The following is a 23,511-nucleotide window of genomic DNA, read 5'->3' on the forward strand; positions in this document are numbered from 1 at the left end:
CGCTCAGTCCTCCGCCGCCCCGGCCGGCGCCATGCGGCCGGCCGCGCGGTGCGCCACCAGCTTCTTGTAGAACGCCGCGCGGCTGATGCCGATGGCCGCGGCCGCGCGCGGCGCGTTGCCGCGGCTGGCAGCCAGCGCCTGTGTCAGGAATGCGGCCTCGTACTGCGCCATGGCATCGGCGTAGCCCTGCGGCGCCGGCGGCAGCAACGGCGCTGGCGTATCCGTCACCACCGGCTGCGTGGCGGGCGCTTGAGCCGGTGCCGTGACCGCGCGCCGGCCAAGCAGCGGCGCCAGCATCGATGCATCGACCTCGCCGCCGTCGTGCATCATCACCAGCCGTTCCAGCGTGTTGCGCAGTTCGCGGACATTGCCCGGCCAGTCGTGCTCGCCCATCAGCGCGAGCGCGGAGTCGGACAGCACCGGCGCATCGCGTTCGGTGCGCCGGCAGATTTCTTCCAGGATCGCGTAGGCCAGCGGCAGCAGGTCCGCCTGGCGCAGGCGCAGCGGCGGCAGGCAGATCGGCACGACATTGAGGCGGTAGTAGAGATCCGCCCGGAACTTGCCCGCCTCCACCAGCGCGGGCAGGTCGGCCGACGTCGCGGCAATGATGCGCACGTCCGAGCGGATGATGCGGTTCGAGCCGATCGGCTCGATCTCCTTGTCCTGCAGCGCGCGCAGCAGCTTGCCCTGCAGCGAGAGCGGCATGTCGCCGATCTCGTCGAGGAACAGCGTGCCGCCATCGGCCAGCTCGAACTTGCCGACACGTCCCTTGCGCTCCGCGCCGGTATAGGCGCCGGGCGCGGCGCCGAAGAATTCAACTTCCAGCAGCGCGTCCGGAATCGCCGCGACGTTGACGGTGACCAGCGGCCGGTCGGCGCGCAGCGACCCGGCATGAATGGCGTGGGCCAGCAGTTCCTTGCCCGTACCGGTTTCTCCAAGCAGCAAAACCGGCGCATCGACCTGCGCCGCGCGGCGTGCCAGGCGCTTGAGCTCCAGCGTGGCGGGCGAATTGCCGACGAAGCTCGCGAAGGTGTACTTGGCGCGGCGCGTCTGCTCCAGCGTGCGTCGCGTGGCGGCCAGTTCGTCGCGGGCGCGGGTGTAGTGCGACAGCAGCGGCGTCAGGGCCTTGAGTTCGTCGAACAGGGCAAAGCCCACGGCGCCCACGGTATTGCCGTCGTCGTCCTTGATCGGCAGGCGCATCACGATCATCGGCTCGCGCGCGGCCTCCATGATGTCGAGCAGGATCGGCTTGCCGGTGGCCACCACCTCGCGCAGCAGGCTGTTGGGAATGACCCGCTCGCAGTCGAGCCCGATCGCGTCCCGCGGATCGGCAAAGCCGAAACGCGCCGCATAACGCTTGTTGATCCACACCACGCGGCCCTGCACATCGACCACGATCGTACCTTCGCTGAAATTCTCGAACGTGCGGAACAGCGATTCCATCGCGCGGCGCGCCACGGAATCGTAGTTGCCCAGGACGTTGTCTCCGGCTTCGCTGAGTGTTTCCATTTGTTCTTCTCGATTTGGAGACGAAATAGTCTCACAGTGGAGTCTTTTCTCGTCAGTTATTTTTGAGCTATCTCGAAATCAAGACGGGTGAATATCTAATTGTCACGCAAATGATCTAAAAGATGATGTTGATCCACTTTTTGTCCTGGCATGTTCCCTGCGATGTCACCCCGTCCCGGATGCGCGGACCCGTGCCGCGTTGCCTGCCACAGATGTAAGTGACTGGGCGCCTTCGGGTGCCGGGGCCTATATTTCCCCAGACCAAGAACAAACTCGCGGAGACTTCATGTCCTTTGTGATCGTCGTTGCTGCTTTAGCCTTCCTGATGCTTGCCGCCTACCGCGGCTACAGCGTCATCCTGTTTGCCCCGCTGGCGGCGCTAGGCGCCGTGCTGCTGACCGAGCCGTCGGCGGTGGCGCCGGCCTTTACCGGCATCTTCATGGAGAAGATGGTCGGCTTCGTGAAGCTGTACTTCCCCGTGTTCCTGCTCGGCGCCGTGTTCGGCAAGGTAATCGAGCTGTCCGGCTACTCGCGCTCGATCGTCGCGGCCGCCATCCGCTACATCGGCAGCTCGCGCGCGAATGCGGTGATCGTCGCGGTCTGCGCGCTGCTGACCTATGGCGGCGTGTCGCTGTTCGTGGTCGTGTTCGCGGTCTATCCGTTCGCGGCCGAGCTGTACCGGCAGAGCAATATCCCGAAGCGGCTGATGCCGGGCGCGATCGCGCTGGGCGCGTTCTCGTTCACGATGGATTCGCTACCCGGTACGCCGCAGATCCAGAACATCATCCCGACCACTTTCTTCAAGACCACCGCGTGGGCGGCGCCGGTGCTGGGCGTGGCCGGTGCGCTGTTCATCATCGTGGTGGGCCTGAGCTACCTCGAATGGCGCCGCCGCGCCGCGATGGCCAAGGGCGAGGGCTATGGCACGTCGCTGCTGAACGAGCCGGAACCGGTGGAAACGGCACAGTTGCCCAACCCGCTGCTGGCGCTGGCGCCGCTGGTGCTGGTGGGCGTGGCCAATTTCGTGCTGACGCGCATGATCCCGCAGTGGTACGGCGCGACCAGTTCGCTGGAGCTGCCGGGGCTGGCCAAGCCAGTGAGCATCACGACCGCCTCCGTGGTCGCGATCTGGGCCGTGGAAGGCGCGTTGCTGCTGGGCATCCTGCTGGTGGTGGTGACCGCGTTCGGCACCGTGCGCCAGCGCTTTGCCGAAGGCAGCAAGATGGCCGTGGGCGGCGCGCTGCTGGCGGCCATGAACACCGCATCGGAATACGGCTTCGGCGGCGTGATCGCGGCGCTGCCGGGCTTCCTGGTGGTGGGCGACGCGCTGCGCGCGATTCCGAATCCGCTGGTCAACGCGGCGGTGTCGGTGAGTGCGTTGGCCGGCATCACCGGTTCGGCGTCGGGCGGCATGAGCATTGCGTTGGCGGCCATGGGCGACACCTTCATCCAGGGCGCGCAGGCAGCGGGCATTCCGCTGGAGGTGCTGCACCGCGTGGTGTCGATGGCCAGCGGCGGCATGGATACGTTGCCGCACAACGGCGCGGTAATCACGCTGCTGGCCGTGACCGGCCTCACGCACCGCGAGTCCTACCGCGACATCTTCGCCGTCACCATGATCAAGACGCTGGCAGTGTTTTTCGTCATCCTGGTCTACTACACGACCGGACTGGTCTGACCGTTTCCTGTCTCTACCGAATTCGCATTGCCATGACTACCCTGAACGGAAAGACCGCGCTCGTGACCGGTTCCACGAGCGGCATTGGACTGGGCATTGCCCAGGCGCTGGCAGAGGCCGGCGCCAATATCGTGCTCAACGGGTTTGGTGACGTGGATGCCGCGCTCAATGCTATCCGCGCCACGGGCCGCGAGGCGGCGCACCACCCGGCCGACATGCGCAAGCCCGATGAAATCGGCGCGATGATCGCCATGGCCAATGAACGCTTCGGCGGCGTGGACATTCTTGTGAACAACGCCGGCATCCAGCATGTATCGCCGGTCGAAAGCTTCGACGCACAGAAGTGGGACGACATCATCGCCATTAACCTGAGTTCCGGCTTTCACACTACGCGGCATGTGCTGCCCGGCATGCGGGCGCGCAATTGGGGGAGGATCATCAATATTGCTTCGGTGCACGGGCTGGTTGGATCGGCTGGTAAATCCGCCTATGTGGCCGCCAAGCATGGGCTGGTGGGACTGACCAAGGTAACGGCGCTGGAGACGGCCGGCACCGGCGTGACCTGCAATGCCATCTGCCCGGGGTTTGTGCTGACACCGCTGGTGCAGAAGCAGATCGATGATCTCGCTGCGCGGGAAGGGCTTTCGCCTGATGCCGCCCGCATTCGGCTGCTCGGCGAGAAGCAACCCTCGGGGCAGTTCGTTACACCGGAGCAGCTTGGCGGGCTGGCGCTGATGCTGTGTTCGCCGATGGCGGCCGAAGTGCGCGGGGCGACGTGGGTGGCCGATGGGGGTTGGACGGCGCAGTAGGGGTTCCGGCCATTGGCGGATGGGTGCATGCCGGACACCCCGGCACCCATCCGAATTTCAAGCCATCTTCCCAATCGTCTTCCGAAACCGGTTCAACGACATCGCAAACAACACCGTCCCGATCACCAGCAACGCCAGGAACGGCTTCCATACCACATCCAGCCCTGCGCCGCGAAACAGAATCGCCTGCCCGAGCGCCACGAAATGCGTGGTCGGCGCCGCCAGCATGATGTCCTGCACGATCTGCGGCATGCTCTCGCGCGGCGTGTTGCCGCCCGAGAGCATCTGCAGCGGTAGCAACACCAGCACCATCAGCATCCCGAACTGCGGCATGTTGCGCGCCACCGTCGCCAGGAAGATGCCCATTGCCGTGGTGGCGAACAGGTGCAGCGCCACGCCCGCCATGAACAGCGGCAGCGAGCCCTCGATGGGCACATGCAGCGCGCCGCGCACCACGAACACCAGCGACAGCATGGCCGCAGCCATCACCACCATGCCCATCGACCACACCTTGGCCAGCATGATCTCGGTCGGCGTCACCGGCATGACCAGCAAATGCTCGATGGTGCCGTGCTCGCGCTCGCGGATCAGCGCGGCGCCGGTCAGGATGATCGACAGCATCGTGACGTTGTTGATGATCTGCGTGAGCCCGCCGAACCATGACTGCGTCAGGTTCGGGTTGAAGCGCGCGCGCAGTGCAAGGTCCACCGGCGGGGGCGCGGCACCACGGTATCGCTGCACGAACTCGTTCACTTCTTCCGTGAAGATGCGCTGGATGTAGCCACTGCCGCTGAACGCCTGCGTCATGCGCGTGGCGTCCACGTTCAGCTGCACGGCGGGCGAACGGCCGGCCAGCACGTCGCGCTGGAAATTGGGCGGGATGTCCAGCGTGAACGTGTAGTCCCCGGCGTCCATGCCCTTGTCCATCTGCGCGGGCGAGATCAGCAGCGGCGGCGCGAACTGGGGCGGATAGAACGCGGAGACGATGCGCTCGGCCAGCGGCGAGGCGTCTTCATTGACCACCGCGACAGGCGCCATGTGCAGCGTCTCGGGCACGGCGGTGGCACCGGTGTAGACCGACACGCTGAACACATAGATGATCAGCACCAGCATGGTCGGGTCGCGCACCAGGCTCCACAGTTCCTTGATGCCGAGGCGGTAGATGTTGGCCAGGTGCCGCATGGTCAGCGCTCCTGCTTCTTCAGCAACGCCGCGGTGGCGGCGAAGATCACCGGCACCGCCACGAGCATCGGCCAGAACGATGCGAGCAGGTCGTGCAGCCCCAGCGCCTTGTTGAATACGCCGCGGCTGATGGTGAGCATGTGCGTGGCCGGGTAGGCCAGGCCGGCCAGCCGCGCGCTCCCCTCCAGCGACGAAACTGGCACCAGCATGCCGCAGAACTGCACGGCCGGAATCATGGTGCCGATGATGGCGAAGAACATCGCGGCAATCTGGCTGCGCGTGAAGGTCGACGCCAGCATGCCGATGCCGGTCGCGCAGAATGCATAGATCAGCGCGGCCAATGCCAGGGCCGGGAAGCTGCCCTTGACGGGCACGCCGAAGACGGTAACGGCCAGCAAGGCCATGAGCAGGAAATTGAACATGGCCAGCGCCACGTAGGGCAATTGCTTGCCCAGCAGGAATTCCGTGCGCGTGACGGGCGTCACATACAGGTTGGTGATCGAACCGAGTTCCTTTTCCCGTACCACGGCCAGCGCGGTCAGCATGGCCGGCAGCATCAGCAATAGCAGCGGGATCACCGCGGGCACCATCGCGGGCAGGCTCTTCACGTCGGGGTTGTAACGGAAACGCGTTTCGAGCGTGGCAGTGCTCACTGCGTCCTGCCCGTAGCGGTGGCGCATCTGGTCAAGCAGCCAGCCCTGGTGCATGCCCTGCACATAACCCTGCACGGTCTCCGCGCGCGATGGCATCGAGCCATCGATCCATACGCCAACCTGCGCCCGCGCCCCGCGCTGCACGTCGCGCGCGAAGCCGGGCGGAATCTCGACGGCCAGCGCCAGTTCGCCGCTGCGCAGGCGCCGGTCCATGTCGGCGTAATCGGTGATCGGCGCACGCTCGATGAAATAGCGAGAGCCCGACAAGTTCAACGCATAGTCCTGGCTCAGCACGGTCTGGTCATGGTCGAGCACGGCAAAGCGCAAGTCCTCCACGTCCATGCCGATGCCGTAGCCCATCGCGAACAGCAGGACCAGCGAGCCGACCAGGGCCAGCGTGGCGCGCACCGGGTCGCGGCGCAGTTCGAGCGCCTCGCGCCACATGTAGGTGAAGGCGCGCTGCGGGCTGAAACGCTGGCGCTGCGGGACGGGTGCGGGAGCGGTCAGCGGCGCGGCCTCGGCTGGCGCTTCCGCAGGTGCAGGCGCACTCGCGTCGGTCAGGTAGGCGATGAAGGCTTGTTCCAGCGTCGCGGCGTTGCGCCGGCGCACCAGGTCCGCCGGCGTGTCGCTGACCAGCACGCGGCCCGCATGCATCAGCGAGATGCGGTCGCAGCGCTCGGCCTCGTTCATGAAGTGCGTGGAGATGAAGATGGTCACGCGCTCATGGCGCGACAGGCCGATCAGCAGCCGCCAGAAGCTGTCGCGGGCCACGGGGTCCACGCCGGAGGTGGGCTCGTCCAGGATCAGCAGTTCGGGCTGGTGCACCATCGCCACGGCCAGCGACAGGCGCTGGCGGATGCCCAGCGGCAGGTTGGCGGGCAAGGTGTCGAGCACGTTGGCAAGCGCGAAGCGCTCCACCATTTCAGCGACGCGCGCGGGAATTTCCGCGGCGGGCACGGCGAACAGCCGCGCATGCAGTTCCAGGTTCTGTCGCACGGTCAGCTCGCCATACAACGAGAACGCCTGCGACATATAGCCAACGCGTTTGCGGGTGTCGATGTCCTTCGGGTCGATCTCGTGGCCGAACAGCCAAGCCTTGCCCTCGCTGGCCGGCAGCAGGCCGGTCAGCATCTTCATCGTGGTGGACTTGCCGCAGCCGTTGGAGCCCAGGAAGCCGAAGATCTCGCCACGGCGGATACGGAAGCTGACCTTGTCGACGGCGACGAAATCGCCGAAGCGCATGGTGAGATCCCTGGCTTCGATGGCGATATCGGCTTCGTCGCCGGCCTCCAGCGGTGTGATGATGACTTCGGTGTGGCCGCGCCGTCGCGATTCGGGCAGCAGGGCAATGAACGCGGCTTCGAGCGATGTGGTGCCGGTGCGCGCGAGCAGTTCGGCGGGCGTGCCGGTATCGAGCACCTTGCCGGCATCCATGGCCACCAGCCAGTCGAAGCGCTGCGCCTCGTCCATGTACGCGGTGGCTACGATCACGCTCATGGCCGCACGCGTGGCGCGGATTCGGGCGATCAGGTCCCAGAATTGCGCACGCGCGAGCGGGTCCACGCCGGTGGTCGGCTCGTCGAGGATCAGCAGGTCCGGGTCGTGGATCAGCGCGCAGCATAGCCCGAGCTTCTGCTTCATGCCGCCGGACAGCTTGCCGGCCGGGCGGCCCAGGAACGGGTGCAGGCCCGTGCTGCGCGTCAGGTCGTCGATGCGGCGACGGCGCTCGGCGTCGTCATGCCCGAACAGGCGGCCGAAGAAACGCAGGTTTTCTTCCACCGAAAGCGTCGGGTACAGGTTCTTGCCGAGCCCTTGCGGCATGTAGGCGATGCGCGGGCATACGGCGTCGCGATGCTTGCCGCTGCGCATGTCGCCGCCGAAGGTTTCCACCTCGCCTTCCTGTACGGCGCGGGCGCCGGACAGCAGCGACAGCAGGCTGGACTTGCCCACGCCGTCGGGGCCGATCAGGCCGATCATGCGGCCCGCCGGAACATCGAGGTCGATGCCGTCCAGCGCTACGGTCGAACCGTACTTCAGGCTGACGCCGGCAATCCGGGCAATCCGGGGCAGGGCCGCGTCCATGGTTACTGCGGCACCTTCACCGCCAGGTTGGCCGGCCACTCGGCCTTCGGATCGAGCTTGACCCAGGCCACGCCGGGCACGCCGGTCTTGACCTGCTTGAGGTGCTTCTTGAGCAGTTCACGGTCGATCTGGGCCTTGACGCGGAACATCAGCTTCTCGCGCTCGCTGGCCGTCTCGACGGTCTTGGGGGTGAACTGCGCGGTGCTGGCCACGAACGAGACCGTGGCGGGGATCACATAGCCGGGCGCGGCGTCGAGCAGGATGCGCGCCTCGGCGCCCAGCGGCACGCGACCGGCCACGGTCGCGGGCAGGAAGAAGGTCATGTACACATCGGACAGGTCGACCAGGTTCAGCACCTTGCCGCCCGCGCCAAGCACTTCGCCGGGCTGGGCGATGCGGTACTGCACGCGCGCGTCGCGCGGCGAGGTGAGCTGGCTGTCGGTGATGTCCGCCTCGATGCGCGCCACCGTGGCCTTGGCCGCGATGATGGTCGAACGCGTGCCGACGAGCTGCGCGCGCGCGGCTTCGATGGCGGCCTGCGCCGCCGCCACCTGGGCCTTCGACGCCGCCACGGCAGCCTGCGCGCTGCGCACGCGCGCGCGGTCGTCGTCGAGTTCCTGGATCGACGAGGCGCCTTCGCGCGACAGCGTGCTGGAACGCGCCAGGCGTCGCTGAGCCGCGTCCAGTTCGCTTTCGCGCTGCGACACCACGGCCTGGGCCGCGACCTTGTCGCTTTCGCGCACCGCCACCTGCGCCGCTGCGCTGGCGGCGGTATTCACCGCCTGCTGTTCCTGCGCGCGCGCTTCATCGCGCTGCGCTTCGAGCACCTTGACCTGCATGCGCGCGAGGGGAGCTCCGGCGGCGACGAAATCGCCCTCGTTGACGAGGATGCTGTCGATGCGTCCGGCGAGCTTGGTCGCCACGTCGATCTGCGTGGCTTCGATGCGGCCGTTGCCGCTGGCGAATCCCGGTCCCGGGCCGGTATCGCGCATGGCATTCCAGCCATACACGCCTGCCGCGACGGCCAGCGCCACGGCGGCGACGGGAATCAGCTTGCTGCCAGAAAGTTTCATGATGGCTTGTTCGAGGGGGCGGACACGGCTGGCGCGTCAGCCACGTTGTTGTCGCTGGTCTGCGTACCGCCGCCCAGCGCGGTGTAAAGCGCTACGCGGCTCGTCAGCAGCGCGCGGCGCGTCTGTACCAGCAGCTGTTGCGCGCCCAGCAGGTCGCGCTGGGCATCGAGCACCTCCAGGTAGGGCGTGGCACCGTTGTCGTAGCGCAGCCTGGCCAGCCGCTCGCGCTCGGACTGGAGCGTCAGCGTGGCCTGCAGGTCGGTGACCTGCTCGGCAAGGCGTTCGCGCGCGGACAGCGCATCCGAGACGTCGCGGAATGCGGCCTGGATGCTCTTCTCGTACTGGACGATGGCCTCGTCGCGCCGCACCTCGGCCAGCTTCAGGTTGCTGCGGTTGCGCCCGCCATCGAAGATCGGCAAGGACAGCGATGGGCCGAAGCTCCAGGCGCGGCTGGGGCCGGTGAACAGATCGTTCAGTTCCACGCTGGCCGTACCGAAGCTGCCGGTCAGCGTGATGCGCGGGAAAAACGCGGCCCGCGCGGCGCCGATATTCGCATTGGCCGCGGCGAGCTGGTGTTCGGCGGCGATGATATCGGGGCGGTTGGTCAGCAGTTCGGAGGGCAGGCCCGGTGCCATGTCGCGCAGCACGATGCTGTCGTCGAAGCGGCCAATCATCGGCGGCAGGGCCACCGGCGCGCCGACCAGCACGGCCAGCGCATTGGCCTGCGCCGCGCGTTCCTGCCGTAGCTGCGAACCGAGCGCGCTGGCCTGGCGCCACAGTGCTTCCACTTGCGTCAGGTCGAACTTCGAGGTCGAGCCCATTTCATAGCGCCGCCGGAATATGCGCAGCGATTCCGCGCGCGACGCAATGGTCTGGTCCGTGAGCGCGATGCGCTCGTCCAGTTCGCGCAGCACCAGATAGCCGTTGGCCACCTGGCCGATCAGGCTGACCGTGGCCGCTTCGCGTGCGGCGTCGCTGGCCAGGTAGTTCTCCAGCGCGGCGTCCTTCAGGCTGCGCACGCGGCCCCAGAAGTCGAGTTCCCACGCATTCATGCCGATGCCGGCCTCGAAATCATTGACGGTCAGCGGACGGCCGGTCGGACTGAAGGCGCCCGGCGTGCCAGAGCGCGTGGCGCTGGCGCTCACGCCGATGCTCGGAAACTGCTCCGAGCGCTGGATGCCGTATAGCGCCTGGGCTTCCTCCACGCGCAGCACCGCCGCGCGCAGGTCGCGGCTGTTGGCCAGGGACTGGTCGATCAGCGCCTGCAGCGCGGGGTCGGAAAAAAAATCGCGCCAGGCGGTCGCCGCGGCAGGCGAGGGCTGCGCGGCGCCGGCTTCGGCCCCCGCATAGGTGGCGGGGACCGGTGCCACCGGCCGCTCCAGTGGCGGCGCCATCGACACACAGGCGGACAAGGCCATGGACAGGACGGCTACCGTGACGGCAGCCCGCCCTGGCGGGTAATTTCGGTGTGGCAGTGACTGCCGGGGAGCGGGAGGGGGGGCGGATCGTCTGGGAAGATCTGCACCCATCGCTCAGTCTCGGAGCGACGGGTCCTGTGGCCGGCGGCGTGTCTGGATCGGGACGCGCCGCGGCGCGCGCTTGGGCAGCCGCCGTTGTGCGCGGGTCAGGACGAGGGAGACGATGGCGGGGATGGCAAGGAAGGCGACTGCATACACAAGGACTGGGGCGCTCATTTGCACGTTCCGGTAATTAACTACAACATTACTGTAACGATCTTGTTGCTTCTCCCTCTTGATAAAAATCAAGGCGCACCGGACCGGAAGCGCGGTGTGCCTTGTTGCTCGATGTCTGCACGCCGGCCGGGCGGCATGGTGGGCGGCCTTAGCCGGCGGATACCGCCGGCTAAGGCCGTCGCGAAGGGGCCGCGCTCAGGTCGACTTCGGCTTGAGCAGGCTACCGGCTTCCTGCATGTTCTGCTGCGCGCGGTTGCCGATCACGGCCATGGCGTCGGCCTGCGACTTGCGGGCCATCTCGGCCAGTTCGCGCATGTTTTCCAGCGCCTGATGCAGGGCCTGCTGCACGAACTCGTTCTGGCGGCTCATGGCTTCGGCAGGATTGCCGCCGGTGTTCATCTGCTGCGCGGCCGACTGGATCTGCTGCATGGCCTGGCCGAAGATCTCGGCCTGCTTCTGCATCATCGCCTGCATGCCTTCATAAGCGAGCTTGTTGGCCTCGCCAAGGGCCTCGATGTCCTTGCGCCGTGCTTCCATCACGGCGCCCATGTCCATGCCGGGAAGCTGGAACTGCTCGAGCATCCTGGTGAAATCCGCGAAGGGGTTGGGAGGGGTATTCATTCGGTCACTCCTTGTCATCGGGGGGAAATCGGAGGTGGTTCATGCGGCCTGTCTGTGATTACTCTAGGTGGTGGAGGGGGCGGCCCGCAAGGAGAGGGAAGGGGCCGCACCGGCCATTCGCGTGGTCATCACGCACACCGCTCCGTCGCCGGGTATTCGAGAAAACCCTAAAGTTTGGGCCCGCCGCTGCCGTTCCCGTCCATAGCCCGCCATGACATGGCGGGTCACGAGAGCGAAAGGCGGCGTTCGAGCGCCCGCACTTCGCCTTATCGAGGTCCAGAAGTCCAGATCAGGTAGAAGCGAACAATGAAGAATTTCGGAATCGGGGTACGCCTTGGCGTAGGTTTTGGCGTGGTGCTGGTGCTTTGCGCGTTGATGTCCGCCTTTGGCATCCTGCGCCTGCAGCAGGTGGCGGAGCGCACGCATGACATGATGCAGCAGCCGCTGACCAAGGAGCGGCTGGTCAGCGACTGGTACCGCCTGATGCATACCAGCGTGCGCCGCACCACGGCGGTGGCCAAGAGCGCCGATCCGTCGCTCGGCGCGTTCTTCGCCAAGGAAACCAAGGCATCGCTCGAAGGCATCGCGGCGCTGCGCGACAAGATGCAGCCGATGCTGACGTCCGAGGCCGAGAAGGCCGCGTTCCGGAAGATCCTGGAAGTGCGCGAGCCGTACAACGTCTCGCGCGACAAGATCACCAAACTCAAGCAGGACGGCGATACCGAGGGCGCCAACGAGGTGCTGGAGAAAGAGTTCGTGCCGGCAGGCGATGCCTACCTGGCCGAAATCCAGAAGCTGCTCGACATCCAGCGCACCAGCATCGACGCCACGGCTGCCGAGATCAACACGATCTACGTCAACGCCCGCAACAGCCTGGTCATACTGGCCGTGCTGGTGCTGGCCATCGGCGTCGCGTTTGCGGTGTGGCTCACGCGCGGCATCATCGGGCCGCTGGGCCATGCAGTCGATATCGCGCGCACGGTGGCGTCGGGCGACCTGACCAGCCGCATCCGCGTGGACAGCCAGGACGAGACCGGTCAGCTGCTCAACGCGCTGGGCGAGATGAACACCAATATCCTGCGCATCGTGCGCGATGTGCGCACCGGCACCGAGGCCATCGCCTCGGGCACCAGCCAGATCGCGGTGGGCAACACGGACCTGTCGCAGCGTACCGAAGAGCAGGCGTCCTCGCTGCAGCAGACCGCGGCCAGCATGGAAGAACTGACCAGCATCGTGCGCCAGAACGCGGACAACGCCAGGCAGGCCAGCTCGCTGGCGGTGAACGCCTCGGAGATCGCGGCCAAGGGCGGCGACGTGGCCGACAAGGTGGCCGAGACCATGGAAGAGATCAACGGCGCGTCGAGGAAGGTGGTAGACATTATCGCGGTGATCGAGGGCATCGCGTTCCAGACCAATATCCTGGCGCTGAACGCCGCGGTGGAAGCCGCGCGCGCCGGCGAGCAGGGCCGCGGCTTTGCCGTAGTGGCGGGCGAGGTGCGCAGCCTGGCCCAGCGCAGCGCCACCGCCGCCAAGGAGATCAAGTCGCTGATCGGCGATTCGGTGGATCGCGTGGAGAAGGGCTCGGCGCTGGTGGCGCAGTCGGGCCAGACCATGCTGGAGATCGTCGAGGCGGTCAAGCGCGTGACCGACATCATGGGCGAGATCAGCGCCGCGTCGGCCGAACAGAGCGCCGGCATCGAGCAGGTCAACCAGGCCGTGACGCAGATGGATTCGGTCACGCAGCAGAACGCCGCGCTGGTCGAACAGGCCGCGGCCGCCGCGGGCTCGCTGGAAGAGCAGGCACAGCGGCTGAAGCAGGCGGTGGCTACGTTCCGTATTGCTGCCTGATGTAGCAGGGCTGTTTGCTCGCTTCTCCCGCTTGCGGGAGAAGCCGGGGGAGAGGGCGGCGTTAGGCACCTTCCGTAGTGCCTTGCTTGGTGGTCGCTTCTGTCCTTTCTGGCGCCACTTCCCGCAAATGGAATAGAGAAACGGACTACGACGTTCACTTCGCCTTCAAAAACTCCCCCACCTCCAGCACCACCAGCTCGTTATCATCCGCACGATTCGGCTCACGGCTGCTGGAGAACGGCAGGTTGTTGTCATTGCCCACGACGATGTGGGTGGCATCCACGACATCCACGTTCTCGATCGTGAAGAACGGGAAGGCCAGCACGCCATCCGTCAGCGGCTTGCGCGCCAGGTGGTTCGGGTCGGCCATGCGCAGCAGGTCGATATAGCCGATCTTGCGCACTGGCGCGCCAGCGTTGGCGTCGGTCAGTTCGATCTTGTAGACGCGCTTGAACTTCGCCACGTCGTCGAAGCAGTCGGTGCGCTTCTGGCCCGCGGGGCAGGCCTTGTCGGGCGTGCCTTCGCCGTTGTCGCGCTCGATGACCAGGCCGGTGGTAGCGTCGATCATGTTGAAGTCGCCGATCGCATGATGGCCGGCTTCCAGCACGTATTTCCAGTGGCGTCCGGTCCAGGCGCGTTGCTTCACGTCGAATTCCAGCACGCGCAGATAGGGCTTGCCGTCTTCGGTTTCATAGCCGCGGCTGGCTTCGTTCCACAGCGCGCCTTCAAGCAGCGCGTACAGCTTGCTGCCATCCGGCGATGACGCCATGCCTTCGAAGCCCTTCGAGCGGCGTACCTCGAACTTCACCGCGCCGTCGGGCGCGCCCGGCGTAGTCATGGCCGGATGGTCGGGGGAACGTACGACCTTGCCATCCACCTGCGTATCGAACACCGCCTGCACCTTGCCGTTCAGGTCGGCCTGGATCAGGAACGGGCCGAACTCGTCGCCGATCCAGAGCGAGCCGCCGGCGAACTGGAAGCTCTCGGTGTCGAAATCCGAACCGGTCAGGTAGCGTGCCCTGGTGCCCTCATGCACGATGCGGAACGGCACCTTCTTGTCCGGGTCGTGCAGGAACACGGTCTTCATGTGCTGAAACCTGCCGCTCGCGAAATCGACCTTGTAGTGGTTCAGGTACAGCATGAAGTCCGGCGAGTTGGCCTTGGCACCCGCGCCGTTGTCGGTCAGCACCCAGAAGGTGCCGTCGGCCATGCGCTTGATGCCGGAGTGGCCCTGCGCAGGCTGGCCGCGGAACGGCAGCGACACGCCGGTCGGCCGGCCGTTCGACTTGCCCTCTACGGTGCCGGGGGCATCGGCGCGCTGTGCGGTGGTGAACTTGCCGCTGAGCTGCAGGTCGGCCGGCGCGTCTTTCGGCACAGGCAGGTAGCTCTGGGCTGGCAGCACCGCATGGCCGGCGAGCGTGGCAGGGTAGGCGGTCTGCGCCTGCAGCGACGGCGACAGCGCAAGGCAGGCCAACATGATGGCGCTGGCCAGGATGGTTTGACGGAACATCAGGCGGGCTCCTTGCCGGATTTGTCGTTCAGCGCGGCACCCGCCGCACTGGCAAAAGCGCCCATTCTGGCCGTCGAATTTGACAAATTTGTGATGCCGCCGCCTCTGGGATCCGACCGTTCTGCTTCTATTTCCCGCCGTAGCGGCCCACCACGCTGGCGCCGCCGCGCGCATGCCCCTTCAGTGCTGCCATGAGTTCGTCACGCGTCAGGCCCGCGGGCAGCGCGCCTGGCTTCAGATCGGTCGCGACCACCGTCACGATGTAATGGTGCGGGACCTCGCCAGGGGGCGGGCAAGGTCCCCGGTATGTGGCCTCGCCGGCAATGTTCTTGCCGACGGTGATGCCCGGGCCATCTTTCTGCCCCTCGCCCTGCTGGAGGTGGCCGCGGTCCGCCGCGATGTTATAGGCGACCCAGTGCGAGACCCCCAGGCCCATCGCGCCATCGGGGTCGAACATGAAGATCGCCACGGAGCGCGTGCCTGGCGGCAATCCGGACCACGCGATCGGGGGCGATACGCCCTGGCCGCCGCAGTCTGGCTGGCCGCCACCATGCGCCGCGGGAATGGCAGCGTTCTCGGAAAATGCGCTCGACGACACGGTCATCGGTGCGGCGCTGACGATCGATGCGCAGGCCAGGCCGAGTGCCGCCGAGGCGGATAACAGTAATGGCTTTGCTTTCATGGAAGGGTCCTGTTCGAGGTTGACGGGTCAAGCTGGACGACTGCCCCTGATTCCACGGTAGGTCGGTTTCGAAGGGATGCCCAGCCTCCGGCATCCCGGCCAGGCCCAGCACGCCTGTGAAGGATCGCGCCAGGCACTGTGCGCAAGGCCGCCGCTAGCGGACGGACTCGGCATGGCTGCCCGCGCCAAAGCGCTTGCGCAACGCGCGGTTCGCGTTGACGAGGTGGCCTTCGGAGACTTCGACCACACCGCGCAAGTAATCTTCGCTGGCATCGAGCAGGGCCGCGTACATGTCGCGGCACAAATTTCGCGCCGTGCGGCCCGGCCAGTCCGCGGGAAGCATTGGCTCGGGCAGGTTGGGGTCGCGCAACAGCACGCGGCGGTATTCGTGCAGCAGCAGGGTGCGCACGAAAAACGCATCGGCCGGCGACATGCCGTGTGCGTCGGCCAGCACCGGCGAGAAGCGGCGCAGCAGCGCCTGCCACGCGGAGGCCACGTCGCCGAGCTTGAAAGTCTGGTGCATCAGCGTCTGCAGCGGGCGGATCGAGAATGCCTCCAGACTGGTCGCTTCCATGATCGCCACGAAATCCTGCGCCTGCGCGGCGCGGAGGATCTCGCCCAGCGAGCCCGCGTCGGCATTCGGGTGCGCATACACGCCCGGGGCGATCGCGCCGAAGCCCTCCCACAGCAGTTCGCGCTTGAGCCGCTGGCGGATCGTCGCGCGCGCGTCGCCGCGCACCAGCGCCAGCGTCCAGCGGCCGTCCCAGTCGGGCGCGTCGCCGGCATAGATGCGCTTGCCGGCATGAACGCAGCGCTGCAAGCCGGCCTCCGACAAGCCGTAGTAGCTGCGTCGCCCGATCCGCGTGGCATCGAGCCAGTCAGCGGCCGCCAGCCGGAACGTGGCGGTGCGCACCAGCCGGTCATTGATGCCGAACGGCGCGGCGAGGCGGATCAGGCTGCCCAGCCATAGCGCCTGCGGCCGTGGCGCCACTACATCGCCGAACAGTGTCACCAGCATGGAATTGGCCCCGAGCTTGAGGCCACGCGCAAGCCGCACGACCTGCGGGGAAACAGGGTCCATCTCCGATCGGGGGGCCATGCCTGCACCTTAAAGTGATACACAAGCGTCGATTGTTTGAATCAAATTGTATCACTATGATCCACTGCAACCGAATGATTTGACGCAGGTCAAGACCCTACAGATCGGAGTACGGCATGTACGCACAGTTGGTGGAAACCGGGGCAACCAGGCTCCGCGCGATGGAAGAGATGGACCCGCAGGAACGCGAGTTCCAGGCGCGCGTGGACGCCGGCATCAAGATCGAAGCCAAGGACTGGATGCCCGAGGCTTACCGCAAGACCCTGATCCGCCAGATCTCGCAGCACGCGCATTCCGAGATCGTCGGCCAGCTGCCGGAAGGCAACTGGGTCACGCGTGCCCCGACGCTCGAACGCAAGGCCGTGCTGCTGGCCAAGATCCAGGACGAAGCCGGCCACGGCCTCTACCTGTACAGCGCCGCCGAAACGCTGGGCGTGTCGCGCGACGCGTTGCTGGGCGACCTGCACTCCGGCAAGGCCAAGTATTCGAGCATCTTCAACTACCCGACGCTGAGCTGGGCGGATATCGGCGCCATCGGCTGGCTGGTCGATGGCTCGGCCATCATCAACCAGGTGCCGCTGTGCCGCTGCTCGTTCGGGCCCTATGCGCGTGCCATGGTGCGCGTGTGCAAGGAAGAGTCGTTCCACCAGCGCCAGGGCTACGACATCCTGCTCAAGCTGTGCCAGGGCACGGCGGAGCAGAAGCAGATGGCGCAGGACGCGCTGAACCGCTGGTGGTGGCCGGCGCTGATGATGTTCGGCCCATCCGATGCCGATTCGCCCAACAGCGCGCAATCGATGCAATGGCGCATCAAGCTGTTCTCCAACGACGAGCTGCGCCAGAAGATGGTGGACCAGACCGTGCCGCAGGCCGAGCACCTCGGCCTGACCGTTCCCGATCCGGACCTGAAGTGGAACGAGGAGCGCGGCCACTACGATTTCGGCGCCATCGACTGGGACGAGTTCTACAACGTGGTGCGCGGCAATGGCCCGTGCAACCGCGACCGCCTGCGCACCCGCGTCAAGGCCTGGGACGACGGCGCCTGGTTCCGTGAAGCGCTGGTGGCCCACGCCGACAAGCAAGCGCGCGCCGCCGCCTGAGCATTCCGGCGCCACGGCGCCGGCCAACCCCGCAAACCTGACAGGAGAGTTGCCATGAAAGAGTGGCCGCTTTGGGAGATATTTATCCGCAGCCAGCACGGCCTGGCCCACAAGCATGTGGGCAGCCTGCACGCGCCGGACGGCGAAATGGCGATCAACCATGCGCGTGACGTCTACACGCGCCGCAACGAGGGCGTGAGCGTCTGGGTGGTAAAGGCCGCCGACGTGGTCGCCAGCAGCCCTGGCGACAAGGGCCCGCTGTTCGAGCCCGCCAACAGCAAGGTCTACCGTCACCCCACCTTCTTCCCGATGCCGGAAGAGGTCAAGCACATCTGATTCCAGGCGCGAGGACGCATCCACCATGGACCCACACAAGTTCGAATACCTGCAGCGCCTGGGCGATACCACGCTGGTGCTCGGCCAGCGCCTGTCGGAATGGTGCGGCCGCGGCCCCGCGCTGGAAGAAGACATCGCGCTCACCAATGTGGCGCTGGACCTGATCGGGCAGACCCGCCTGTGGCTCGGCTACGCGGCCGAAGTGGAAGGCGAGGGCCGCAGCGCCGACCAGCTTGCCTACCTGCGCGACGCCCACCAGTTCCGCAACCTGCTGCTGGTCGAGCAGCCCAACGGCAGCTACGCCGATACGCTGGCGCGGCAGTTCCTGTTCGATACGTGGCACTACTTCCTGCTGGAGCGGCTGCAGTATTCGACCGATGCACGTATTGCCGAGATCGCCGCCAAGTCGCTGAAAGAGGTGACCTACCACGTGCGCCGCAGCGCCGACCTGGTGGTGCGCCTGGGCGATGGCACGGAAGAAAGCCATCGCCGCATGCAGAATGCCATCGATGACTTGTGGATGTTCACCGGCGAACTGTTCGAGTCCGATGCCGTGGATTCAGCACTGGTCGCGCAGGGCGTTGCGGTGGACCCGGCCACGCTGGTCGAGCCGTGGCTGCGCCACGTGAGCGAGGTGCTGGAAGACGCTACGTTGCGCCTCCCGGCCGGCGGATGGTCGCAGTCCGGTGGTCGCCACGGCCGCCATACCGAACACCTCGGCTACCTGCTGGCCGAGATGCAGTTCCTGCAGCGCGCCTATCCCGGCGCGCAGTGGTGAGCGCCATGTCCGCGCAAGTGCTGGAACGCGCCAGCGTGGCGCAGGTCTGGGCCTGGCTTGAGCAGGTGCCGGACCCCGAGATCCCGGTGATCTCCGTCGTGGATCTGGGCATTGTCCGCGACGTGGCGTGGGTGGACGAGACCTGCGAGATCACCATCACGCCGACTTACTCGGGCTGCCCGGCCATGACCGTGATCCGAGACGATATCGAACGCGTGTTGGCCGCGCAGGGCGTTGGCCACGTTCGCGTGCAGACGCGCCTCGCGCCGGCCTGGACCACCGACTGGATGAGCGCGCGCGGCAAGGCCAGCCTGTCCGGCTACGGCATTGCGCCGCCCGCCCAGCAGGTGGTCGACATCAGCGGCATCAGCCGCAAGGCGTCGCCGGCACTGGTGGTCGCGTGCCCGCACTGTGGCTCTCGCCATACCCGCCTGGTCAGCCAGTTCGGCTCGACCGCCTGCAAGGCCCTGTACCGCTGCGGCGACTGCAAGGAACCGTTCGACTACTTCAAGGCGCATTGAGCCGCATCGAGCCAGGAGCCCGAAATGAGCAAATTCCATGAACTGACCGTCGCCAGCGTGACGCGCGAAACGCGCGATGCCGTGGCGGTGACCTTCGCCGTCCCTGACGATCTGGCCGATACCTACCGCTACGTGCAGGGCCAGCACCTGACGCTGCGCGCCGGCATCGGCGGCGAGTACGTGCGCCGCTCGTACTCGATCTGCTCCGCGGTGCAGGACCGGCGCCTGCGCGTGGCCATCAAGCGCGTGGAGGGCGGCATGTTCTCGAACTGGGCCAACGATGCGCTGCAACCCGGCATGACGCTCGACGTCATGCCGCCATCCGGGCATTTCCACGTGCCGCTGTCAGAAACGCACAGCAAGCACTACGTTGCCTTCGCCGCGGGCAGCGGCATCACGCCGATGCTCTCAATCATCAAGACCACGCTGATGACGGAGCCGGACAGCCGCTTCACGCTGTTCTACGGCAACCGGGCATCATCCTCGGTGCTGTTCAAGGAAGAACTCGAAGACCTGAAGGACACCTACCTGGAGCGCTTCAACCTGGCTTTCGTGCTGAGCCGCGAGCAACTCGACATCGACCTGTTCAACGGCCGCATCGACGGCGACAAGGTGCGCGCGCTGCTGCGCCACTGGGTGCGCCCCCAGGATATCGACGTGGCCTTCATCTGCGGCCCGCACGCGATGATGGAAGAGGTCTCGCAGGCGCTGCAGGAAAGCGGCGTGGACAAGGCGCGCATCAAGCGCGAGCTGTTCGCCACCAGTATTCCGGCGGCGCGCCCGGCGGCCCATGCGCACAAGCAGGTCGGCCAGCAGCAGTGCGAAGTCACCGTGATCCAGGACGGCCGCACGCGCCAGTTCACCCTGGAGAAGAACAAGGAGACCATCCTCGACGCCGCGCTGGCGCAAGGCATAGAGCTGCCGTACTCATGCAAGGGCGGCGTCTGCTCGACCTGCCGCTGCAAGCGCATCGAGGGCGAGGTCGACATGGACGTCAACTTCGCGCTCGAAGACTACGAAGTCGCGCGCGGCTTCATCCTGAGCTGCCAGAGCTACGCCGTCACCGACAAGCTGGTCATCGATTTCGACCAGGAAACCTGAAGCGTTTCCAGTCCCCACTCAAGCCATTCAAGAACCTGTTTTCCGGAGCAAGCCGTGTCCCATCCGTTTTTCACGCGTCACCAGGCCCTGCTGGACCAAGCCACCCAGGCGATCGCCGAGCGCGGCTACTGGAGCCCGTTCTCCGAATCGCCCAGCCCCAAGGCCTATGGCGAGACCGCCAACGCTGACGGCAAGGCCGCCTTTGAAGCGCGCCTGAACAAGCCGTTTGCGCTGACGCAGCCGGGCACCGTCGGACAGGCTGGCAAGGAAGTCTCTCCCTACGGATCGGAACTCGGCGTCACCTATCCGAAGCCCGATCTCGACCAGCTTTTCGCCGGCATGGCCGAAGGCATGCCCGCCTGGCGCAAGGCCGGGCCCGAGGTCTGGGTCGGCGTGTCGCTGGAGATCCTGCACCGCCTGAACCGCCGCAGTTTCGAGATCGCCTATGCGGTCATGCACACCACCGGCCAGGCCTTCATGATGGCGTTCCAGGCCGGCGGCCCGCACGCGCAGGACCGCGGCCTGGAAGCCGTGGCCTATGCATGGGACGAGATGCGCCGCATTCCCAAGCGCGCCGTCTGGGAAAAACCGCAAGGCAAGAACGACCCGCTGCGCATGGTGAAGCAGTACACCGTGGTGCCGCGCGGCGTGGGCCTGGTGATCGGCTGCTGCACGTTCCCGACCTGGAACGGCTATCCCGGCCTGTTCGCGAGCCTGGCTACCGGCAATGCCGTGGTGGTCAAGCCGCATCCGGGCGCGATCCTGCCGCTGGCGATCACTGTGGAAGTGGCGCGTGAAGTCCTGCAGGAAGCAGGCTTCGATCCGAACCTCGTCACGCTGGTGGCCAACGACCCGACCGAGCGCATGGCGTCGACCCTGGCGCTGCGCCCGGAAGTCCGCCTGATCGACTTCACCGGCAGCACCACCAACGGCGACTGGCTGGAGCGCAATGCGCATCAGGCGCAGGTGTACACCGAGAAGGCCGGCGTGAACCAGGTCGTCATCGACTCGACCAGCGACTTCAAGGGCATGGTGCGCAATATCGCGTTCTCGCTGGCGCTTTACTCGGGCCAGATGTGCACGGCCCCGCAGAACATCTATGTGCCGAAGGATGGCATCGATACGCCGGAAGGGCGCCTGAGCTTCGATCAGGTTGCCAGCGCCATCGGCGATGCCGTGGGCAAGCTCACGGGCGACGCCGCCAGGGCGGTGGAACTGCTGGGCGCGATCCAGAATGACGGCGTGGTGCAACGTATCGAGGCGTCGCGCACGCTGGGCGAAATCGTCATCGACAGCCGCGCGCTGCAGCATCCGGAGTTCCCTGGCGCGCGCATCCATACGCCGCTGGTGCTGAAGGTCGATGCGAGCGATGAAGGCAAGATCATGCAAGAACTGTTCGGCCCGATCTCCTTCGTAGTCGCCACCAACGACACCGCGCACAGCATTGCCGTGGCGCGCCGCGGCGCGAAGGAGCATGGCGCGCTGACGCTGTCCGCGTACACCACCGACGATCGCGTGGCCGATGCCATCCGCGACGCGGCCGAAGATGCTGGCGTGGCGCTGTCGCTCAACCTGACCGGCGGCGTGTTCGTCAACCAGTCGGCGGCGTTCAGCGATTTCCACGCCACCGGCGCCAACCCGGCCGCCAACGCGTCGCTGTCCGACGCGGCGTTCGTGGCCAACCGCTTCCGCGTGGTGCAGAGCCGCTCGCATATCTGATCCCCTGCACGAATTACCGTAGTTCCCCGCGCCTGCCCCCATGCATGCGGCGCCACGATAACGATGGAGTAGACAATGGTTCAACGCACCTCCCACCCCGACGAGCTGGAGCCGATCGAGCGCGCCAGCCGCGATGAATTGCAGGCGCTGCAACTGGAACGGCTGAAATGGAGCGTGCGCCATGCCTATGACAACGTGCCGCACTACCGCAAGGCGTTCGACGCAGCGGGCGTGCATCCGGACGACCTGAAGCAGCTGTCGGACCTGTCGAAGTTCCCATTTCTGGGCAAGCAGGATTTGCGCGACAACTACCCGTTCGGCATGTTTGCCGTGCCGCGCGAAAAGGTGGCGCGCGTGCATGCCTCCAGCGGGACGACGGGCAAGCCGACCGTGGTGGGCTACACCGCGCGCGACATCGACACCTGGGCCAGCGTGGTGGCGCGCTCCATCCGCGCCGCGGGTGGCCGTGCGGGTGACCTGGTCCACGTGAGCTACGGCTATGGCCTGTTCACGGGCGGCCTGGGGGCGCACTACGGCGCTGAGAAGGCCGGCTGCACGGTGATCCCGATGTCGGGCGGACAGACCGAGAAACAGGTACAGCTGATCCGCGAGTTCCAGCCGAACATCATCATGGTCACGCCGTCGTACATGCTGAACCTGATCGAGGAGATGATGCGACAGGGCATGGACCCGGCCGAAAGCTCGCTGAAGATCGGCATCTTCGGCGCCGAGCCGTGGACCGATGCGATGCGCGCGGAGATCGAGGCGCGCGCCGGCATCGATGCGGTGGATATCTACGGCCTGTCCGAAGTCATGGGTCCGGGCGTGGCGTGCGAATGCATCGAAAGCAAGGACGGCCCGGTCATCTGGGAAGACCATTTCTACGCGGAGATCATCGATCCGGTGACCGGTGAAGTGCTGCCCGACGGCGAGGAGGGCGAGCTGGTGTTCACCTCGCTGACCAAGGAAGCGCTGCCGGTCATCCGCTACCGCACGCGCGACCTGACGCGCCTGCTGCCGCCGACGTCGCGCTCGATGCGCCGCATCGGCAAGATCACCGGGCGTTCGGACGACATGCTGATCATCCGTGGCGTGAACGTGTTCCCGTCGCAGATCGAGGAACTGATCCTGAAGGCGCCGGCACTGGCGCCGCAATACCAGCTCGTGGTCACGCGCGACGGGCACCTCGACAAGCTTGAAGTGCGCGTCGAAGCGCGCCCGCAGGCCGGCGGCCTCGGCAGCGATGACCGCGCGACGCTGGAGCGTGAACTCAAGGACCAGATCAAGACCTACGTGGGCGTCACCACGCGCGTGCAGGTGTTGGAGGCCGAGGGCATTGAACGCACCAGTACCGGCAAGGCGCGCCGCGTGCTGGACATGCGGCCGAAGGCCACGCACGAACAGCCGGTCGGAGCGATCTGACAGCCCAACGACCGATAACGCATACCGATGGTTCGCTCCCTCGCCCGCTTGCGGGAGAGGGGAGCAAACCTTCGAAAGCAATCAAGCAGCAGTT

19 protein-coding genes are annotated in these 23,511 nt (G+C 66.4%); 10 read left to right on the forward strand and 9 right to left on the reverse strand.

The genetic code is table 11. The features are described from left to right. Nucleotides 1–3: 3 nt before the first annotated feature. The gene (locus AC3FKG_RS21205; protein ID WP_483711969.1) at nucleotides 4–1,509 is read right to left on the reverse strand and encodes a sigma-54 interaction domain-containing protein; all 1,506 of its coding nucleotides are present in this window, start codon (nucleotides 1,507–1,509) and stop codon (nucleotides 4–6) included. Nucleotides 1,510–1,795: 286 nt separating this feature from the next. Between AC3FKG_RS21205 and AC3FKG_RS21210 the strand changes: the two genes are divergently transcribed. Then, nucleotides 1,796–3,187 (forward strand): GntP family permease, encoded by a 1,392-nt coding sequence (locus AC3FKG_RS21210; RefSeq protein ID WP_483711968.1) that lies wholly within the window; start codon nucleotides 1,796–1,798, stop codon nucleotides 3,185–3,187. Nucleotides 3,188–3,219: 32 nt separating this feature from the next. Next, complete coding sequence (locus tag AC3FKG_RS21215) at nucleotides 3,220–3,996, forward strand: 3-hydroxybutyrate dehydrogenase (protein ID WP_483711967.1); 777 nt, start codon at nucleotides 3,220–3,222, stop codon at nucleotides 3,994–3,996. A gap of 57 nt (nucleotides 3,997–4,053) precedes the next feature. Here AC3FKG_RS21215 and AC3FKG_RS21220 read toward each other — a convergent pair whose 3' ends face one another. The 5 genes from AC3FKG_RS21220 to AC3FKG_RS21240 form a co-directional block, all read right to left on the reverse strand. After that, nucleotides 4,054–5,178 carry an ABC transporter permease gene (locus AC3FKG_RS21220; RefSeq protein ID WP_483711966.1) on the reverse strand — a complete coding sequence of 375 codons (1,125 nt, stop codon included), beginning with the start codon at nucleotides 5,176–5,178 and terminating at the stop codon, nucleotides 4,054–4,056. Between the two features lie 2 nt (nucleotides 5,179–5,180). Then, nucleotides 5,181–7,913 carry a ribosome-associated ATPase/putative transporter RbbA gene (gene rbbA, locus AC3FKG_RS21225; RefSeq protein WP_488744044.1) on the reverse strand — a complete coding sequence of 911 codons (2,733 nt, stop codon included), beginning with the start codon at nucleotides 7,911–7,913 and terminating at the stop codon, nucleotides 5,181–5,183. A gap of 2 nt (nucleotides 7,914–7,915) precedes the next feature. Next, the gene (locus AC3FKG_RS21230) at nucleotides 7,916–8,986 is read right to left on the reverse strand and encodes an HlyD family secretion protein (protein ID WP_483711964.1); all 1,071 of its coding nucleotides are present in this window, start codon (nucleotides 8,984–8,986) and stop codon (nucleotides 7,916–7,918) included. Then, on the reverse strand, nucleotides 8,983–10,404 hold the full coding sequence (locus AC3FKG_RS21235) for an efflux transporter outer membrane subunit (protein ID WP_483711963.1): 1,422 nt from the start codon (nucleotides 10,402–10,404) through the stop codon (nucleotides 8,983–8,985). Before AC3FKG_RS21235 ends, AC3FKG_RS21230 begins: the two co-directional genes overlap by 4 nt. 471 nt (nucleotides 10,405–10,875) lie before the next feature. After that, the gene (locus AC3FKG_RS21240; protein WP_483711962.1) at nucleotides 10,876–11,301 is read right to left on the reverse strand and encodes a phasin family protein; all 426 of its coding nucleotides are present in this window, start codon (nucleotides 11,299–11,301) and stop codon (nucleotides 10,876–10,878) included. Between the two features lie 306 nt (nucleotides 11,302–11,607). On the opposite strand from AC3FKG_RS21240, the gene AC3FKG_RS21245 reads away from it, so the two are divergent. Further along, entirely contained in the window at nucleotides 11,608–13,149 is a 1,542-nt protein-coding gene (locus tag AC3FKG_RS21245) for a methyl-accepting chemotaxis protein (protein ID WP_483711961.1), read from the forward strand. Nucleotides 13,150–13,303: 154 nt separating this feature from the next. Here AC3FKG_RS21245 and AC3FKG_RS21250 read toward each other — a convergent pair whose 3' ends face one another. The 3 genes from AC3FKG_RS21250 to paaX form a co-directional block, all read right to left on the reverse strand. Beyond that, complete coding sequence (locus AC3FKG_RS21250) at nucleotides 13,304–14,659, reverse strand: esterase-like activity of phytase family protein (protein WP_488744045.1); 1,356 nt, start codon at nucleotides 14,657–14,659, stop codon at nucleotides 13,304–13,306. Between the two features lie 127 nt (nucleotides 14,660–14,786). Continuing rightward, nucleotides 14,787–15,341: a YbhB/YbcL family Raf kinase inhibitor-like protein gene (locus AC3FKG_RS21255; RefSeq protein WP_488744046.1), complete on the reverse strand. Its 555-nt coding sequence runs from the start codon at nucleotides 15,339–15,341 to the stop codon at nucleotides 14,787–14,789. Between the two features lie 154 nt (nucleotides 15,342–15,495). After that, complete coding sequence (paaX, locus tag AC3FKG_RS21260) at nucleotides 15,496–16,440, reverse strand: phenylacetic acid degradation operon negative regulatory protein PaaX (protein ID WP_488744047.1); 945 nt, start codon at nucleotides 16,438–16,440, stop codon at nucleotides 15,496–15,498. A 116-nt stretch (nucleotides 16,441–16,556) separates the two neighbouring features. Here paaX and paaA point away from each other — a divergent pair, with 116 nt between their 5' ends. The 7 genes from paaA (at nucleotide 16,557) to paaK (ending at nucleotide 23,417) form a co-directional block, all read left to right on the forward strand. Then, complete coding sequence (paaA, locus tag AC3FKG_RS21265; protein ID WP_483711957.1) at nucleotides 16,557–17,540, forward strand: 1,2-phenylacetyl-CoA epoxidase subunit PaaA; 984 nt, start codon at nucleotides 16,557–16,559, stop codon at nucleotides 17,538–17,540. A 54-nt stretch (nucleotides 17,541–17,594) separates the two neighbouring features. Beyond that, nucleotides 17,595–17,876, forward strand: a complete 282-nt coding sequence (gene paaB / locus AC3FKG_RS21270) for a 1,2-phenylacetyl-CoA epoxidase subunit PaaB (RefSeq protein WP_011299861.1) — start codon at nucleotides 17,595–17,597, stop codon at nucleotides 17,874–17,876. 25 nt (nucleotides 17,877–17,901) lie between these two features. Further along, a complete protein-coding gene (paaC, locus tag AC3FKG_RS21275) occupies nucleotides 17,902–18,654 on the forward strand; it encodes a 1,2-phenylacetyl-CoA epoxidase subunit PaaC (protein ID WP_488744048.1) in 753 nt (250 codons plus the stop codon). Nucleotides 18,655–18,659: 5 nt separating this feature from the next. Further along, nucleotides 18,660–19,175, forward strand: coding sequence for a 1,2-phenylacetyl-CoA epoxidase subunit PaaD (gene paaD, locus AC3FKG_RS21280; protein WP_488744049.1), 516 nt, complete (start codon nucleotides 18,660–18,662; stop codon nucleotides 19,173–19,175). 24 nt (nucleotides 19,176–19,199) lie between these two features. Continuing rightward, nucleotides 19,200–20,276, forward strand: coding sequence for a 1,2-phenylacetyl-CoA epoxidase subunit PaaE (gene paaE / locus AC3FKG_RS21285; RefSeq protein WP_488744050.1), 1,077 nt, complete (start codon nucleotides 19,200–19,202; stop codon nucleotides 20,274–20,276). 54 nt (nucleotides 20,277–20,330) lie between these two features. Then, entirely contained in the window at nucleotides 20,331–21,995 is a 1,665-nt protein-coding gene (gene paaN, locus AC3FKG_RS21290) for a phenylacetic acid degradation protein PaaN (protein WP_488744051.1), read from the forward strand. A gap of 75 nt (nucleotides 21,996–22,070) precedes the next feature. Further along, nucleotides 22,071–23,417, forward strand: coding sequence for a phenylacetate--CoA ligase PaaK (gene paaK / locus AC3FKG_RS21295; RefSeq protein ID WP_483711952.1), 1,347 nt, complete (start codon nucleotides 22,071–22,073; stop codon nucleotides 23,415–23,417). The last annotated feature ends 94 nt before the right edge of the window (nucleotides 23,418–23,511 follow it).

The sequence above is a fragment of the Cupriavidus sp. 22TCCZM04-2 genome (assembly GCF_057798895.1).

Excerpts from the sequence above, each read along its gene's own strand:
- AC3FKG_RS21205 (WP_483711969.1), bottom strand. The coding sequence starts at position 1,509 with ATGGAAACACTCAGCGAAGCCGGAGACAACGTCCTGGGCAACTACGAT.
- AC3FKG_RS21210 (WP_483711968.1), top strand. The coding sequence starts at position 1,796 with ATGTCCTTTGTGATCGTCGTTGCTGCTTTAGCCTTCCTGATGCTTGCC.
- AC3FKG_RS21215 (WP_483711967.1), top strand. The coding sequence starts at position 3,220 with ATGACTACCCTGAACGGAAAGACCGCGCTCGTGACCGGTTCCACGAGC.
- AC3FKG_RS21220 (WP_483711966.1), bottom strand. The coding sequence starts at position 5,178 with ATGCGGCACCTGGCCAACATCTACCGCCTCGGCATCAAGGAACTGTGG.
- rbbA (WP_488744044.1), bottom strand. The coding sequence starts at position 7,913 with ATGGACGCGGCCCTGCCCCGGATTGCCCGGATTGCCGGCGTCAGCCTG.
- AC3FKG_RS21230 (WP_483711964.1), bottom strand. The coding sequence starts at position 8,986 with ATGAAACTTTCTGGCAGCAAGCTGATTCCCGTCGCCGCCGTGGCGCTG.
- AC3FKG_RS21235 (WP_483711963.1), bottom strand. The coding sequence starts at position 10,404 with ATGGCCTTGTCCGCCTGTGTGTCGATGGCGCCGCCACTGGAGCGGCCG.
- AC3FKG_RS21240 (WP_483711962.1), bottom strand. The coding sequence starts at position 11,301 with ATGAATACCCCTCCCAACCCCTTCGCGGATTTCACCAGGATGCTCGAG.
- AC3FKG_RS21245 (WP_483711961.1), top strand. The coding sequence starts at position 11,608 with ATGAAGAATTTCGGAATCGGGGTACGCCTTGGCGTAGGTTTTGGCGTG.
- AC3FKG_RS21250 (WP_488744045.1), bottom strand. The coding sequence starts at position 14,659 with ATGTTCCGTCAAACCATCCTGGCCAGCGCCATCATGTTGGCCTGCCTT.
- AC3FKG_RS21255 (WP_488744046.1), bottom strand. The coding sequence starts at position 15,341 with ATGAAAGCAAAGCCATTACTGTTATCCGCCTCGGCGGCACTCGGCCTG.
- paaX (WP_488744047.1), bottom strand. The coding sequence starts at position 16,440 with ATGGCCCCCCGATCGGAGATGGACCCTGTTTCCCCGCAGGTCGTGCGG.
- paaA (WP_483711957.1), top strand. The coding sequence starts at position 16,557 with ATGTACGCACAGTTGGTGGAAACCGGGGCAACCAGGCTCCGCGCGATG.
- paaB (WP_011299861.1), top strand. The coding sequence starts at position 17,595 with ATGAAAGAGTGGCCGCTTTGGGAGATATTTATCCGCAGCCAGCACGGC.
- paaC (WP_488744048.1), top strand. The coding sequence starts at position 17,902 with ATGGACCCACACAAGTTCGAATACCTGCAGCGCCTGGGCGATACCACG.
- paaD (WP_488744049.1), top strand. The coding sequence starts at position 18,660 with ATGTCCGCGCAAGTGCTGGAACGCGCCAGCGTGGCGCAGGTCTGGGCC.
- paaE (WP_488744050.1), top strand. The coding sequence starts at position 19,200 with ATGAGCAAATTCCATGAACTGACCGTCGCCAGCGTGACGCGCGAAACG.
- paaK (WP_483711952.1), top strand. The coding sequence starts at position 22,071 with ATGGTTCAACGCACCTCCCACCCCGACGAGCTGGAGCCGATCGAGCGC.